Raw genomic sequence first — 14,203 nt, forward strand, 5'->3', positions numbered from 1 at the left:
GAAGCCCCAGTGACCACGACTTCTCCACTGCGCGGTGTCACACCCTGCTTCTGCAAAGCCTGTACGCACAACATGGCCGTGTAACCAGCCGTTCCCAGCGCCATGGCCTGCCGGGGGGTAAATGCTTCCGGCAAGGGAACAAGCCATTCACCCGGCACCCGAGCACGGCCTGCCAGACCACCCCAATGCTTTTCTCCCACCCCGTACCCGTTCAGCAGCACTTTCTGCCCAACAGAAAAAGCGGGATTGCTGGAGGCTTCAACCGTGCCTGCAAAATCAATGCCGGGGACCATGGGGTAAGACCGAATAATCGGCCCCTTGCCAGTAAGGGCCAGCGCATCCTTGTAGTTGAGGGTGGACCACTCCACCCGCACCGTCACCTCTCCGTCGGGCAACTGGTCTTCTGAAAGGGAACGCAGAACGACTGACGGAGTGCCTTCCGCATTCTTCTCCACGACATACGCATCGAACATGCTGTTTTTCTTTCCTGGGGTCTGAAGGCTCATCTGATCTGCATCTGAGGCCATTGGCTCCTCATGAGCAAAACACGTCCTGTTTACGGACACACTACCGGCCGCAACGCGAAACAGGCGGAGGGGATGCTGCCCAGCCCTAAAGACGCGCGATTAGCTGCCACCTGACCCGAATATGAAGCCTACGGCTTCCCCGTGCCCATCACAGAAAGGCCGGAGCTGTTATCCGTTTCCGCACATGCCACAAGAAAATGGTCTTGCAAGAAGAGAAAGAAAAAGATCAGCCGGTAAACCGCCCGCCTCTCAAGGGAAAAGAAACTAGGCGGCACGCGCTACACAAGTTATAGCTTACGGGATATTTTCATTTTTCTCTCGTTTGCAGAGTTTTCTCTTGATCCTGTTCCTGCTGGGCATTCTGGCCCTTGTCCTGCTGATTGCTGTCAGCATCCTGATTTCTCTGTCCGAGATTTCCTTCGCGGCAGCGCGGGAAGTCAGGCTTCGCTCCCGTGCGGAGGCTGGAGACAAGCGTGCGCAGGCCTTCCTGGCCCTGCGTCGCAACAGCGGGCAGGTGATGACCGTTCTTCAGATCTGCCTGAACGGGGTTGGTATTCTGGGCGGTATTGTCAGTTCGGAAATGCTGGCGCCCCCCAGTGCGGCCCTGTTGATGCAATGGGGCCTTTCCTCCGGGCTGGCGCAAAATCTGGGGTCAGCTTTCAGCTTCGTGCTGGTGACAGGTGTGTTTGTCCTGTTTGCTGACCTACTCCCCAAACGGGTGGCCATGAATGCGCCGGACAAGGTCGCGCTGGCCATTGGGTGGTTCCCCAAATTCGCACTGCGGGCGCTCTACCCATTTGTCTGGATTTTCTCCAAGGTGTCCGATGCTGTTCTGCGGGCCCTGAAAATCCCTGCGGCCTCAGCCGTGGAACCGGTTACCCCGGAAGATCTACGCGCCATTCTGGCCGCAGGCACGGCCTCTGGCGTGTTGCTGGAGCAGGAACACCAGATGATCCAGAACGTGCTGGGCCTGCAAGACCGTTCCGTTACCTCCGCCATGACCCCGCGTGATGAAATTGTGTATCTGGACGTGCAGGACACAGCCCAGAGCAACCATGAAAAAGTACGGGCCAAGCCTTATTCCCGCTACCCACTGTGCAATGGCGGACTGGATACGGTTATTGGCTCCATTCGCTCTGAAGACGTACTGGCCTCCGTAGTGGACCCATCCATTACGCCCGCTGCCGGAGAGATTGCGTTACCCAACCCCATTTTCCGCATGCGGCGTGATGTCCTGTCCGTGCCGGAAACCCTCAATTTATGGGATACGCTGGCCCAGTTTGATACGCATGGTGTGGGGTTCGCCCTGATTGTGAATGAATATGGGCTTGTTGTGGGGCTGATCACCTTCAAGGATATCATGGGGGCGCTGATGGATGGTCTGGCCAACCCCTTTGAGGAACAGGCCATTGTGCGCCGGGATGAAAATTCCTGGCTGATTGACGGCGCGGCCCCTATTGGCGATGTGATGCGCGAACTGCATCTGGCCGAACTGCCTGACAGTGCACAGTTTGATACCATCAGCGGCTTTGTCATGCATCGGCTGCGCCGCATGGCCCGCAAGACAGACCGGGTTGATGAAAGCGGCTTCCGGTTTGAAGTGGTGGACGTGGAAGGCTTCCGCATCAACCAGCTTCTGGTGACCCGCCTTTCCTGACAGAACGCTGACCTGATTTCAGCAATAGCACGGGGACTGTCGCCTGCCTTTATTTGCAGGTGATCCTTCAGCCCGCATACACTGGCACCTTTCTTCTTCTGCTGCTGTCTGGTGCCATGCCTGTTCTGTCATTTCCTCGCCTGCGCTTTCTCTCCGGGCATAGGCATGTCTTCCCGACTGTTTTGCCCGGTCTCCTTCTTTGCCTGCCGCTTTTGCTCCCGCTCAAAGCTCAGGCTCAGGCTCAGGCTCAGGCTCAGGCTCAGGCTCAGGCTCAGGCTCAGCAAAGTACTGAACAAGGTGCCGTGCTCAAACGGGTTATTCTGGTAACCCGTCACGGTATCCGTAGCCCGACCCAAACACCCGAATCCCTTGAAGCCAAGACAGGGGTTATATGGTCTGCATGGCCTGTCCCTCCCGGTGAACTGACCGAACATGGCCGCACGGATGTAGCGCGTCTGGGCGCATTTCTTCACCGCTATTATCAGGCTTTTCTCCCTCAGAACGCTCGCCCCTGCGCAACGCCCTCCCCCCTCTTTGTCTGGGCAGACGCGGCAGATAACCGCACACGGGAAACCGGAAATGTGCTCTCAAAAACCCTGAGTGCCGGGTGCCTGAAGACGGCAGCCTCTCTCCCTGCTGGGCAGAAAGATCCCCTCTTCAACGCTCTCGCCAGCGGCCATGAAACCCTTGATAAGCACAATGTTCTGAGCACTCTCACTCAGACACTACCCCACGGTGAGGCTGCACCGGAGGACGTGAGGCAGGCGACATCTTCCCTCCAGACGCTCTTCGCGCCGCAGGGCTGCACCCAATCCAAAGGCGTCTGTTTTTCCGCCCCGGCCAAATTGTCATGGAAAAAAGGAGCGCCGCATGTAACCGGCGGGCTGGCGCTCGCCTCAACCGTTTCCGAAAACCTGCTTCTGGAATATTGTGAGGGCCTTGCTTCCACCGTTCAGGCATCTGCCCTCACAAGAGAGCATGTCTCCTCAGCCTCCCCCACGTTAGATGACCACGCGCTCCCGCATCAGGCTGCTCTGTTGGCCACGGTCGTTCCCGCACATACCTACCTGAGCCATCTGACCCGACGCCTCCCAGCCATCGCCATACCGCGCGGCAGATATCTGGCGGACGCCATCGGCAGCTTACTGACAGACCCAATCACCCGGCTACCAGACGGAAGCACCATACCCGCCTCCAGCCGCATGGTTGTTTTTGTCGGACATGATACAACGCTGGACATGCTGGCCACGCTATTCGGGCTGGACTGGACCTTCACTGATCAGCCAGACCCAACCGCACCGGACACAACGCTGGGATTTGAGCTCTGGCAAGATGGTACGGGCGCGCCATTTGTCCGCTTTGTGGTGTTTCATCAAAGCCTTGAGCAACTCCGCAACGCAAGCCCAGTTGAAGACCGCACGGACAGCGGAAACCCTGTCATTCTGCGCAGTTCTCTCTGCCCGAAAGGGAAAAAAGATGAGAAATGCAGGCCATTACTCCTCGCGCACTCCCTGCGATCAGAAGAAGGCCAGATGCTCCAGAAATCTCCCTGATTCCCCGCTGTTTTCAGAACAATCTGGTTGGCATGATGAACTTCAGAGACTGCCGCGCGTTTGAAGTCTGTTGTTTGAAAATGGTCGGGGTGCCTTAAAAAAGCTAAACTAATCTGATACTTCGCTACCAACTGACAATAAGAGTTTAAGACCGATGAAACTTGGACATGCCGCCTTTTTCCTGGTTCCTGCGCTGCTGCTGGCAGCCTGCGCGGAAACTCCCATGGGCCCCACCGCCCTGGTACTGCCAGGCCCGGGCAAGGACTATGCAACATTCTCGCAGGAACAGAATTTCTGCCGTTCTCAGGCTGCCAGCAGCGTTAGCGGGCAAGCTGAACGCCAGAATCATCGCGCCATTTATGGCGGTCTGGCCGCTACGGCGCTGGGCGCTGGGCTTGGTGCAGCAGCAGGCGGTGGTGTTGGCGCTGGTATTGGTGCCGGTGCGGGCGCGCTGGCTGGAACGGCTGGCGGCGGTGCTTATTCCAACTCCCGCCAGGGCAGTATCCAGCAGCAGTATGATAACGCATACGTTGCCTGCATGATTGCTTACAAAAACGTCCTTCCGGCCCGAAACTACTAAAACCCTCTCTCGAAAGCCACGTTCTCCGGCTGCCGTATGAACGAGACTTTTCTAGCTGAAAGCCCCGCATGGTCGGGGCTTTTTGCTGTTGGTGCTGTTCTGGCCCCCGCTACCATTAGCCAACGCAGGAAGCGGGCGCAAAAGATCTTGCCCTATCCTGCGGCGTACAGGACTCTTGGCGTATGATATCTTTCCCTTCACACCCCCGCGTTGCCGCCGTCATTCTTGCGGGTGGCAGGGGCCTGCGTATGGGTGGGTGCGATAAGCCACTGCTTGCCCTGAACGAAGAACCTCTCCTCGCGCATCTTATCCGCAGTTTGATACCGCAATGCACGGCTCTGGCCCTGAGCGCCAATGGAGATCCCTCCCGTTTTGCACCCTGGGACATACCGGTTCTGCCAGACACCATGCACGACTGCGGTCCCCTTGCGGGTGTATTGGCCGGGCTGCAATGGGCGCGAACCCAGAGCTGTGACACGTTGCTGACCGTGCCGGGAGACACTCCGTTTATTCCCCCAACACTGGCAAGCGCCCTGCTGCCAGCCCCTGCCGTTGCTGTCTCGGGCGGAAGAGAACACCCGCTGGTGGCAACATGGCCCACCGCGTGCCTGGAGCAGTTACAGGACTGGCTGGCGCAGCCGCCTTCCCCCCACAGGCTACGCGTACGTTTTTTTGCAAAAACTCTTGGCGTGCGAGAAGTCCCTTTTACGGACCAGACACCTGATCCGTTCTTCAACATCAATACACCTGAAGACTACGCCGCAGCATGCCGCATGATTGAAAAAGGACTGATCAATGAGTGACCCGCTCGTGATCTCATGGCCAGCCGAGAAACTGACTGACACAGACCGCACGTCTACCCACCTGAGTCTGGCGGATGAGACCCCGGTGGGGTTTGTTTTCAACAGCGTGCCATATGCTGTGATGATGGCGACAAAAGAGCATCTTGAAGATTATGCTTTTGGTTTTTCCATAACAGAACGGCTGGTCTCTACACCTGCGTCCATCCGCTCCGTACGTGTAGAGGAGGCCGAAGATGGCGTGACGCTGCATCTTTCCATAGCGGGTGAGGATTTCAGACGTCTTCTCCAATCACGCCGGGCCATGACCGGCCGTACAGGATGTGGCATCTGCGGCAGTGATGATCTGAAAAGCCTACATACGCAACTTCCAAAAGTGCCGGCTGCCCCTCCTGTTTCCCTCAAAGCCATACAGAAAAGTCTGACTGAACTTGCCAGCCATCAGGCTTTGAACGCACAGGTCCATATGGTGCACGGCGCGGCATGGTGCGATGACACAGGCACTGTAAAGTTGATACGGGAAGATATTGGCCGTCATAACGCACTGGATAAACTGATAGGCGCAGGCTTGCGGCAAAAGACTGATTTTTCCAAAGGGTTTTGTGTTATTACCAGCCGTTGCTCTTATGAAATGGCGCAAAAAGCCATTATGGCGGGTTTTACAACGCTGGTTGCCATTTCCGCCCCCACCGTACGAGCCCTAAATCTGGCAAAAGAGGCCGGCCTGACCATTGTTGGTCTGGCGCGGCCTCCTGCACAGTTCTTATTTACCGGCGCAGTAGGATGATACAGAACATCTGTATCATCCTTTTTAAAGCCTGAAGAGTTTAGAAACCGGCCTGAACACGGGCGGCAACAGAGTTGCCCGTGCGACCATAAATGTTGGTTGCCTGCTCGCTGCGAGACACGATGAAGTGGCTGAAATCAAGCATCAGACGGAAGTGACGGTTGGGATACCAGTTCAGGCCGCCCGTCCATACTGTCTGCTGGCCACCACGGATCACGTTCTTGGCGTTTGCATCGCCCAGGTTGCTGTTCAGGTCGATCACGCTGTAATGACCCACAACTTCAAGCGCGCCCCAGTGGTTAAGAGCGGGATTGAATTCCTCGTTGTCTTTCACACCCGGAGCGGTGAACGCGCCGCTCTTTTCGCTATACATACGCGGTGTGCCGAAAATTGTGTAAGCTGCTGAACCATACCAGCCCTGGAACCCGGCAGATTTCAGACCAGCACCTTCGCGCTGAACACCGACATGATAGTATTCGCCCTTTACGAGCAGACGGTTCCAACGCACCCCGAGTTCCGGACCTGCTGCCCAGACCTGCTTGGCGTTGCTGATAGCACCCGTTGCCGCAAGATTGGCTTCCCCGATATCAAATTCAGGACGCTGCCCAAAAGACGTGGAGCGGGAGCAGGAAGTCGCCGAACTGGAGGTAGAAGACGCTGCGTTACACGCCAGACGGAAGGCGGAAATACCGGATGCACCAACGTGAACATCCCAATCTTTCGTGGCAACCGGACGACCGGCAACACGCAATGTTGCCCCTGTCTGGCTATCCATGGTGGTGCCGCTGCCGCCACCATAATAGGTGGAGCTGCTGTCAGACGCGTTGCGGTGACCCCATTCCTGGCCGGTAAAGTAGCCTGCAATCCACCAACGTTTTTCGTAATGCAGAGCACCCACGCTGAAGCGTGCGTCACCCGCCGCAATGTTACGAACCATGTCGGTAATGCTGGGACGTTCAAGGGTGAAGAAGTCGTTGGAGCTTTCAGAATCTTCTTCAGTAACGCGGGGCTGGAAGTAACCAACCGTCAGAATGGTATTCCGCAAGCCGGTGTAGTTCAGGTTTCCTTCATACAGGCCGACATACCCGTCATTATGGTTGGCCCCGAAATCTGGCGTAACCGCAGCAACAAAGTTTTTATAGCGGAAGGTAAACGGAATACGCAGGCGCCGCATGTTGCTTGTAAAGCTGTTGAATGCACCGCGACCCTCTCCACGACGCGGGCCAGCATTAAAGAACCCACCAAAATCTTCATGGAACGCCAGGCCGATGGACAGTGCATAAGCTGCGTCTTCAGAAGCGATGGTAAAGCGACCTTTGGGGAAGCCGATGATCATGCCACCAACATGCACATCTTCATCACTTGCCGTAGCTGCCTTGAAGGACTTCCAGGACATGATATCCCCACGGTCACTTGTGGGGGTGCCTGAATTGGCAAGGTGAATACGGTTTGCGCCGGGAGCAGGCTCAGCAAACTGCACGCTTGGGTCAACCGGCCCAGACGTGATCACGCGGCGGGTGGCCCGGCTATTCTCAGCGGCAGTGGTGGCAGTGCCTGCGCGCCCTGCATGATGAGCCGTTGCTTCACTACGTGCCAGGCGAACTTTCAGGGTAGAAATCTGCCCCATCATTTCCTTGCGCATTTGCGCCATTTCCAGACGGAGCGCACGGATCTGCGCATCATCCGAAGGGGCCGCAAAAGCGGAGGATGCTGCGCTGCTCAATAAAAAAGAGGCAAACGCAAAGGAAGAAACAACAGCTTTACAACGCATCAGGCCATTCCCTGAGAGAAGACGATGAGCGCTGAATACGTCGTATTCTGTTTCTTGTGCGTGATGGTTTCGTGATGGTTTCTTTACAGTTTTATGAAAAAGGGCCGCCTGATATTCAGACGGCCCTCACTTATTAAAATAACTTTTATTTATTAGGATAATCTAAAAAATAAGCACTTATTTCCAGGAAGACAGAATGGCGCTTTTCACTGCCTGCGGCAGAGCCACGTAGTCAAGTTTGGCAGCAATGGCGTCACCCTTTTCAAAGCTCCAGGTAAAGAAGCTACGCACGGCCTTGCCGCGGGCTGCATCTTTGGGCGGAACCGGGGTCAGCACATAGGTGGCGGACACGATCGGCCATGCGCCATGGCCTGCGGTATCCAGCAGATCAACAGCGAAGTGAGAGGCATTTTTCCAGTCAGCAGATTCAGCGGCATGCGCAAAGCTGGTCTGGTTGGCTTCAACATCTTCGCCCGCATGGTTGCGCAGCTTGATGGTGGTCAGGTGGTTGCGGCTGGCGTAGGCATATTCAACATAGCCAATAGCGCCTTCCGTGTTCTGCACGGTAGCGGCAACGCCATCATTCCCACGCGCACCCAGACCGCCGGGCCAAGAGATAGACGTGCCAGCCCCCAGATTGTTTTTCCAGGAGTCAGAAGACCGGGCCAGATAGGATGTGAACACAAACGTGGTGCCAGAGCCATCAGCACGGTGGATCGGCGCAATGGCCAGATCAGGCAGTTTTACACCCGGGTTCAGGGCTGCAATCTTGGCGTCATTCCATTCCGTGATGTCACCTGCATAAATACCAGCCAGCACTTCACCGCTCAGGCGCAGCGCGTTGGCCTTCATGCCCGGAATGTTCACAACAGGCACAATGCCACCCATAACGGTGGGGAACTGGAACAGATGTGCAGACTCAATTTTCTGCGCATCCATCGGGGCATCAGACGCACCGAAATCCACCGTTCCTGCCAGAACCTGATTCTGCCCGGCGCTGGAGCCAACGCTCTGGTAATTGACAGCAACACCCACAGCCGTTTTGGCGGCTTCACCCCAGGCTTCATAGATCGGGGCGGCAAAGCTGGAGCCAGCTCCCGTTACGCTTTCGGCCTTGGAGACGCCAGGCAGCGCAGCAGCAAGGCTGGTTGCCGCGAGCAGAATGGCAAGTGGCCGGAATGAAAGATGCATTTCGGTATGATCCCTGAACATCATCAAAAAAACACAGCGAAGCTGCGTCTGCCCTCTCCCTTAATGGGTCTGCCCCTTAAAAGGTAATGACGTCTTTAAGACAGTTTTATTACGTTTTTATGACAGCTGTCGCATCACCCAAGGGAAGCCAGATTTTGCAGGTTGTGCCCTCTCCCACAGTGCTGTCCACCACAAACCGGCCGCCATGACGGGTGATGATATGCTGCACAATGGCAAGCCCCAGCCCACTTCCCTGCACGATGGCGGATGTTTTGGGCACCCGATAGAACCGTTCCGTTAAACGAGGCAGATGCCGCGCGGCAATACCCGGCCCATTATCCGCCACCTGCAGCACAACGCCCGGTCCCGTTGGCCAGCCGCCACCGGATGGAACCTCCGCACAGCTTACTGTTATTTTCAGCCCGGTCTCCCGTCGGTCCTTGCCATGGCAGGCGCCGTATTTCAGAGCGTTTTCAACAAGGTTGATCAGCACCTGCAACATCTGGTCTTCATCGCCCGCCACACACAGGTCCGGATTATCGGGGGGCACAACAACCAGTTCTGCTGCATTCTTCTGCCGAAACAGAATGCTCGTCTCGCTCTGGAGTCTGCTGCACAGTTCCCCCAGCCGTATCTGTCCGCGCGGGCGCTGATGTTCCAGCATCTGCACACGGGAGAGATACAGCAGACCATCAAGCAGCCGCTGCATGCGACGACCCTGCGCGGCCATGATGCCCAGAAACTCCTTTTGGGCTTCCGGATCATCCGCTGCCGGGCCTTGCAAGGTTTCGATAAAACCCATCAGGGCCGCAAGCGGGGTTCGGAGTTCATGACTGGCAAAGGCGACGAAATCCGCATGCTGACGTTCCGTGATCTCGGCCTCGGTCACATCATAAAGGACAACAAAGGTCAGCAGAACGGTGCGGCGTTCCTCGCTCCTTTCCTCTTCAGACGCAAAAATGTTCTTGGGAAATGCCTTCTTCTGGAAAAACCCTCGCACAATGCGATGCATGGGCACATCGAGAACAATGCGGGCTTCTTCTATTTCTTCCCCCCGGGTGGGGCTGCGCGTCGCCAGCCGGTCCAGCGCCCCCTGAAACGCCGGATGCCGTTCAATACTGCCTACGCTTTCTCCAAACTGTCGGTACGCCTGGGGGGAAGCATAAAGCTGGCGTCTGTCCTGATCGAGCACCAGACTGGCCGCCGGGAGAGAAGACACCACCTGTTCCACAGCCATAAGCAGTCGCGCTCTGGCGGGAAGAAAGGGCGGAGGTTCCGGCAGTTTTTCTGGAGCAGGGTCCTGACCACGCCGTAAAGCCAGGGCCGTCAGTCCGCTTGCCAGCAGACCTCCCGCCAACGCACCACCAGCCGCAAAAAGCAGGGCGTGCATCATGAGTCAGGCCAGTTCGGGCAATCGGACAAAATCAGTCCTGCGGCAGATCAAGCGCGTAACCGCGCGCCCGCACTGTTCTGATCAGGTCTTTTTCATCCCCTTCATTCAGCGTCTGGCGCAGACGACGAATGTGTACATCCACAGTACGCAGCTCAACGTAGGAACTGCGCTCCCATGCGTGCTCCAACAGTTCCTCGCGGGAGAAAACCTGCCCAGGATGGCTCATCAGAAATTCGAGCAGCCGGTATTCGGTTGGCCCAAGCGCCAGCAGACGACCATTGCGTTCAACCTTGTGCGCTACCCGATCAAGCACCAGCGTTTCAAACTGCAAGGTTTTGCTGGGGGGGGGCACACGCCGCAAAATGGCCTTTACACGCGCAAACAGCGTTTCCATGCCAAAGGGCTTGACCAGATAATCATCCGCGCCGGTATCCAGCCCGCGCACGCTATCAGTCTCCTGCCCACGGGCACTGAGCATGATCACGGGCAGCGTGCGGGTTTTGGGCTGTTCCCTCAAACGGCGGCACACTTCAATGCCGGAAACCCCAGGCAGCATCCAGTCCAGCAGGACAAGATCAGGCATACGGCGCGCAATCTGCTCCAGCGCGTCCTGCCCATCTGCTGCCAGCCGGACCTCGTAATCCTGTTTTTCAAGATTGTAACAGATAAGCCGGGAGAGTGCCGGATCATCTTCAACCACAAGAATGTTCGTTTTCTGCGTCATGACCTACCCATAACGATTCGGACGGAGAATAGGCTGTGGCCGGACAAAAAAACAACTGCATGGCGGAAATCCGCCACCGCTGCCGCCCTTGCGAAAAACACCCTGCTGATGTGCAAAATCTTTATATACATCACCAGACTTCCTGGATTATGGGACCGGAAAGGAGCTGGACCGGCAATCGTGCCGGATGCACCTCCAGGATACGCTCGCATGAGTATTTTTCGCACTTCTCTGCCGCATAGCGGCAAAGCGTCCCGCCCCTCCGTGACAGTTTTATTAAAAACCTTCGGGAAGCAGTTTTCCCAGGCTTTCTCTGCACGCGGTATGCTGCAACTGGGTATGCTGGAAGGCATTGTTGCCACGCTGGATGAAAATGCCCGCAAAGAGCGACTGCATGCCCTTTACCCCACATCCCGCGTGTTTGGCGGGTTTGCGGAAGGTCCGGCTGCCACAGCCATGCAGCAGAACCCTGCCCAGCCACGCTGATACAAAAAAGCCCGGCTCTGCCACTTCCGCGCCAGAACCGGGCCTTCACGATACCTTGACCCAAACGTGCTTCCCTTACCTTAGCTGGCCAGGGGAAGATGTCTGTGTGCCTCAGTCTTCAAACGGGTCACGCATCAGGATGGTATCATCACGGTCAGGACTGGTGGACAGCAGGGTGACCGGTGCGCCTACCAGTTCTTCAATCCGACGCACATATTTGATGGCCTGCGCAGGCAGTTCTGCCCAGCTCCGTGCTCCGTGGGTTGTATCTTTCCAGCCTTCAACCGTTTCAAACACCGGTTTGATACGGGCTTGAGCCGCTGGAGAGGACGGAAAGCGATCAATGGTCTTACCGTCCAGTTCATACCCAACGCAGATACGGATTTCATCAAACCCGTCCAGCACATCCAGCTTGGTCAGGGCCAGACCGTTCACGCCGCCAACACGCACGGCATGACGCACCAGAACGGCATCAAACCAGCCGCAGCGACGCGGGCGGCCCGTAACAGTGCCGAATTCATGCCCACGCTCACCAATCTTGCGGCCCACATCATCATGCAGTTCAGACGGGAACGGGCCTTCCCCCACGCGGGTGCAGTACGCCTTGGCAATACCCAGCACAAAACCGGCAGCACTTGGGCCCATACCTGAACCCGTACCTGCGTTGGAGGCGACCGTGTTGGAGCTGGTAACAAACGGATAGGTGCCGTGGTCCACATCCAGCATGACAGCCTGAGCGCCTTCAAACAGGATACGGCTGCCTGTACGGCGCGCTTCATCCAGAATGTCCCATGTGGGCGCGGCAAACGGCAGCACCTTGGGGGCAATATCCGTCAGGAAGGCCAGCAGGTCTTCCTTCTTGAAGGTTGGTGCGCCAAGCCCCGCCAGCAGGGTGTTATGATGCAGCAGCAGTTCGTCCAGCTTCCAGTCCAGCGTTTCCGGCTCGGCCAGATCACACAGACGGATGGCGCGGCGGGCCACTTTGTCTTCATAGGCGGGGCCAATGCCGCGGCCGGTGGTGCCAATCTTGCGATCGCCGCGTGCTGCTTCACGCGCACGGTCAAGCGCACCATGCACGGGCAGAATCAGCGGCACGTTTTCCGCAATTTTCAGGGTATCGGGGGTCACAACCAGCCCCTGTTCCTGAATGCGGCCAATTTCTGCCAGCAGAGCCTGCGGGTCCACCACCACGCCGTTGCCGATCACACCAATCTTGCCGCTGACAACGCCGGAAGGCAGCAGGGAAAGCTTGTAAACCTGATTGCCCACCACCAGCGTATGGCCCGCATTGTGACCGCCCTGAAAGCGCACAACAATGTCTGCCCGGCTGGCCAGCCAGTCAACAATCTTACCTTTGCCTTCATCGCCCCACTGGGCGCCAATTACGGTGACGTTGGACATAAACAGTCTGCTCCTGGAAAATCTGCCTGATTACGCCCCGCATGGGGCAGAGAGGCCGCCTGAGGCTGGCAACCGTTACTCAAGCTCCGTGCACGTGGCACCTGAAAGAATATGGCTGCACCCAAGGCGTCTGGCCTCGGCCCGATCATACTCCGGCCCGTGGGCTTCTGCCTGTGTGGAAGCGGCTCCTTTTGCCCCGGCGGCAGAGACGCCTCCAAGGGCTGCAAGCGTGGCATAGCCCTGCTTGCGCAGGCTGGCAGCAACCTGACGGTCCGCCCCTGGGGCCAGATAGACACGCGGACGCGCTGCGGCGGGCGGAATCATGCGGAACAGCACGTCTGGCCGGAACGTAAGGCCACAGGCGGGTTCGTTATCATTGCACAGGTAGCGTCCGCCACGGCCCAGTTCTTCAGACCGACCAACGGCAAATACCGTAACGCATACGCCGGTGTGGTACTTCCAGCCCCGAAACTCAACCGGATCGACTGTCAGGCGCAGGGTGGGGTTCAGCGCCCGAACCGCTTCCACCGTATCAGCGAGACGCTGGATAATAGCGCGGGAGCGCGGCGGCAGATTGATACGCGCCAGCAAGCTGACAGCCTGTTCCGCCGGGCCAGCCGCCCGCAGCAGAGTAATCAGCGTTTCAGCCAGAGTGCCCCCAAGTTCCGCCACGGCGGCGGCATCCTTGCGGTCCAGTGCACGCATCAACGCAGGGCGCACGGCCGCAGGAACCTTTGCCTCTTCAAGCAAGGCAGGCACAAAAGGAGGCATGGTCAGGTCAAACGAGACACCCGGCACACCCAGTTGCGCCAGTGCTTCCGCCGCAACGGAAACAACTTCCGCATCGGCCTGAGGCGTATCCGGCCCGATCAGCTCGATCCCTGCCTGCATGATCTGGCGACCGCTTTCTTCCGCCGCTGCAGGCAGAACCACCACGCAGGAGCCGGAATAGGACAGACGCAGCGGGCGCGGGGCGCCACCAAGGCGAGTCGCGGCCATACGGGCAATCTGGGGCGTGATATCAGGCCGCAGCACCATCATGCGGCGCGTATCCGGGTCCATCACCCGGAAGCTCTGGTCAGCCAGGGAGGCCCCAGAGCCCGCCAGCAGAGTTTCTTCAAACTCCATAAGCGGCGGCCGCACCCGGTTATATCCGTGTGAGGCAAATACGCCCATAAGCGCATCCACACCTTCTGCCTCGGTCCGGGCATCAGGCGTGAGCAGATCTACAAAGCCGGCCGGCAGCAAGGCCGGGCTGAAAGGCGGGTCATCCGTCATGCTCCGGGCTATAGCACCGCAGGCCGCGCCCGTCATGCCCGCAAGGCGGCACTTT

At 57.7% G+C, this 14,203-nt stretch carries 13 protein-coding genes; 6 read left to right on the top strand and 7 right to left on the bottom strand.

The features are described from left to right. Positions 1 to 473: alcohol dehydrogenase catalytic domain-containing protein (locus AD948_RS07380; RefSeq protein WP_156478979.1), on the bottom strand; the 473-nt coding region annotated here is incomplete at its 3' end. 391 nt (positions 474 to 864) lie between these two features. Here AD948_RS07380 and AD948_RS07385 point away from each other — a divergent pair. The 5 genes from AD948_RS07385 to fdhD all read left to right on the top strand — a co-directional run bounded on the left by AD948_RS07385 (position 865) and on the right by fdhD (position 5,904). Further along, positions 865 to 2,184 (top strand): hemolysin family protein, encoded by a 1,320-nt coding sequence (locus AD948_RS07385; RefSeq protein WP_039905704.1) that lies wholly within the window; start codon positions 865 to 867, stop codon positions 2,182 to 2,184. A 116-nt stretch (positions 2,185 to 2,300) separates the two neighbouring features. Then, the gene (locus tag AD948_RS07390) at positions 2,301 to 3,737 is read left to right on the top strand and encodes a histidine-type phosphatase (protein ID WP_156478980.1); all 1,437 of its coding nucleotides are present in this window, start codon (positions 2,301 to 2,303) and stop codon (positions 3,735 to 3,737) included. Between the two features lie 154 nt (positions 3,738 to 3,891). Next, positions 3,892 to 4,317: a glycine zipper family protein gene (locus tag AD948_RS07395; protein ID WP_006560162.1), complete on the top strand. Its 426-nt coding sequence runs from the start codon at positions 3,892 to 3,894 to the stop codon at positions 4,315 to 4,317. Between the two features lie 182 nt (positions 4,318 to 4,499). Beyond that, positions 4,500 to 5,120, top strand: coding sequence for a molybdenum cofactor guanylyltransferase MobA (gene mobA, locus AD948_RS07400; protein ID WP_061471355.1), 621 nt, complete (start codon positions 4,500 to 4,502; stop codon positions 5,118 to 5,120). Continuing rightward, positions 5,113 to 5,904, top strand: coding sequence for a formate dehydrogenase accessory sulfurtransferase FdhD (gene fdhD / locus AD948_RS07405; RefSeq protein WP_152834719.1), 792 nt, complete (start codon positions 5,113 to 5,115; stop codon positions 5,902 to 5,904). The genes mobA and fdhD overlap by 8 nt, the downstream gene beginning before the upstream one ends. Positions 5,905 to 5,944: 40 nt before the next feature. Here fdhD and AD948_RS07410 read toward each other — a convergent pair whose 3' ends face one another. From AD948_RS07410 to phoB, 4 genes are all read right to left on the bottom strand, one after another. Beyond that, entirely contained in the window at positions 5,945 to 7,675 is a 1,731-nt protein-coding gene (locus tag AD948_RS07410; protein ID WP_006560159.1) for an OprO/OprP family phosphate-selective porin, read from the bottom strand. Between the two features lie 177 nt (positions 7,676 to 7,852). Further along, positions 7,853 to 8,866 carry a phosphate ABC transporter substrate-binding protein PstS gene (gene pstS, locus AD948_RS07415; RefSeq protein WP_006557886.1) on the bottom strand — a complete coding sequence of 338 codons (1,014 nt, stop codon included), beginning with the start codon at positions 8,864 to 8,866 and terminating at the stop codon, positions 7,853 to 7,855. Positions 8,867 to 8,975: 109 nt separating this feature from the next. Then, positions 8,976 to 10,259 (bottom strand): sensor histidine kinase, encoded by a 1,284-nt coding sequence (locus tag AD948_RS07420; RefSeq protein WP_061471356.1) that lies wholly within the window; start codon positions 10,257 to 10,259, stop codon positions 8,976 to 8,978. A gap of 31 nt (positions 10,260 to 10,290) precedes the next feature. Then, entirely contained in the window at positions 10,291 to 10,983 is a 693-nt protein-coding gene (gene phoB / locus AD948_RS07425) for a phosphate regulon transcriptional regulator PhoB (protein WP_006557884.1), read from the bottom strand. Between the two features lie 210 nt (positions 10,984 to 11,193). Between phoB and AD948_RS07430 the strand changes: the two genes are divergently transcribed. Next, positions 11,194 to 11,469, top strand: coding sequence for a hypothetical protein (locus AD948_RS07430; protein ID WP_006557883.1), 276 nt, complete (start codon positions 11,194 to 11,196; stop codon positions 11,467 to 11,469). Between the two features lie 111 nt (positions 11,470 to 11,580). Here AD948_RS07430 and AD948_RS07435 read toward each other — a convergent pair whose 3' ends face one another. Beyond that, on the bottom strand, positions 11,581 to 12,870 hold the full coding sequence (locus AD948_RS07435; protein ID WP_006557882.1) for an adenylosuccinate synthase: 1,290 nt from the start codon (positions 12,868 to 12,870) through the stop codon (positions 11,581 to 11,583). Positions 12,871 to 12,945: 75 nt separating this feature from the next. After that, a complete protein-coding gene (locus AD948_RS07440; protein WP_006557881.1) occupies positions 12,946 to 14,184 on the bottom strand; it encodes an ATP phosphoribosyltransferase regulatory subunit in 1,239 nt (412 codons plus the stop codon). Positions 14,185 to 14,203: the final 19 nt, after the last annotated feature.

This window comes from Acetobacter senegalensis, assembly GCF_001580995.1.
In the GTDB taxonomy this organism is placed as follows: domain Bacteria; phylum Pseudomonadota; class Alphaproteobacteria; order Acetobacterales; family Acetobacteraceae; genus Acetobacter; species Acetobacter senegalensis.

What these genes read in the sequence shown, in the direction of transcription:
- phoB (WP_006557884.1), bottom strand. Translation starts at nt 10,983, where the DNA reads ATGACGCAGAAAACGAACATTCTTGTGGTTGAAGATGATCCGGCACTC.
- AD948_RS07435 (WP_006557882.1), bottom strand. Translation starts at nt 12,870, where the DNA reads ATGTCCAACGTCACCGTAATTGGCGCCCAGTGGGGCGATGAAGGCAAA.
- mobA (WP_061471355.1), top strand. Translation starts at nt 4,500, where the DNA reads ATGATATCTTTCCCTTCACACCCCCGCGTTGCCGCCGTCATTCTTGCG.
- AD948_RS07410 (WP_006560159.1), bottom strand. Translation starts at nt 7,675, where the DNA reads ATGCGTTGTAAAGCTGTTGTTTCTTCCTTTGCGTTTGCCTCTTTTTTA.
- pstS (WP_006557886.1), bottom strand. Translation starts at nt 8,866, where the DNA reads ATGCATCTTTCATTCCGGCCACTTGCCATTCTGCTCGCGGCAACCAGC.
- AD948_RS07390 (WP_156478980.1), top strand. Translation starts at nt 2,301, where the DNA reads ATGCCTGTTCTGTCATTTCCTCGCCTGCGCTTTCTCTCCGGGCATAGG.
- AD948_RS07440 (WP_006557881.1), bottom strand. Translation starts at nt 14,184, where the DNA reads ATGACGGGCGCGGCCTGCGGTGCTATAGCCCGGAGCATGACGGATGAC.
- AD948_RS07420 (WP_061471356.1), bottom strand. Translation starts at nt 10,259, where the DNA reads ATGATGCACGCCCTGCTTTTTGCGGCTGGTGGTGCGTTGGCGGGAGGT.
- AD948_RS07430 (WP_006557883.1), top strand. Translation starts at nt 11,194, where the DNA reads ATGAGTATTTTTCGCACTTCTCTGCCGCATAGCGGCAAAGCGTCCCGC.
- fdhD (WP_152834719.1), top strand. Translation starts at nt 5,113, where the DNA reads ATGAGTGACCCGCTCGTGATCTCATGGCCAGCCGAGAAACTGACTGAC.
- AD948_RS07395 (WP_006560162.1), top strand. Translation starts at nt 3,892, where the DNA reads ATGAAACTTGGACATGCCGCCTTTTTCCTGGTTCCTGCGCTGCTGCTG.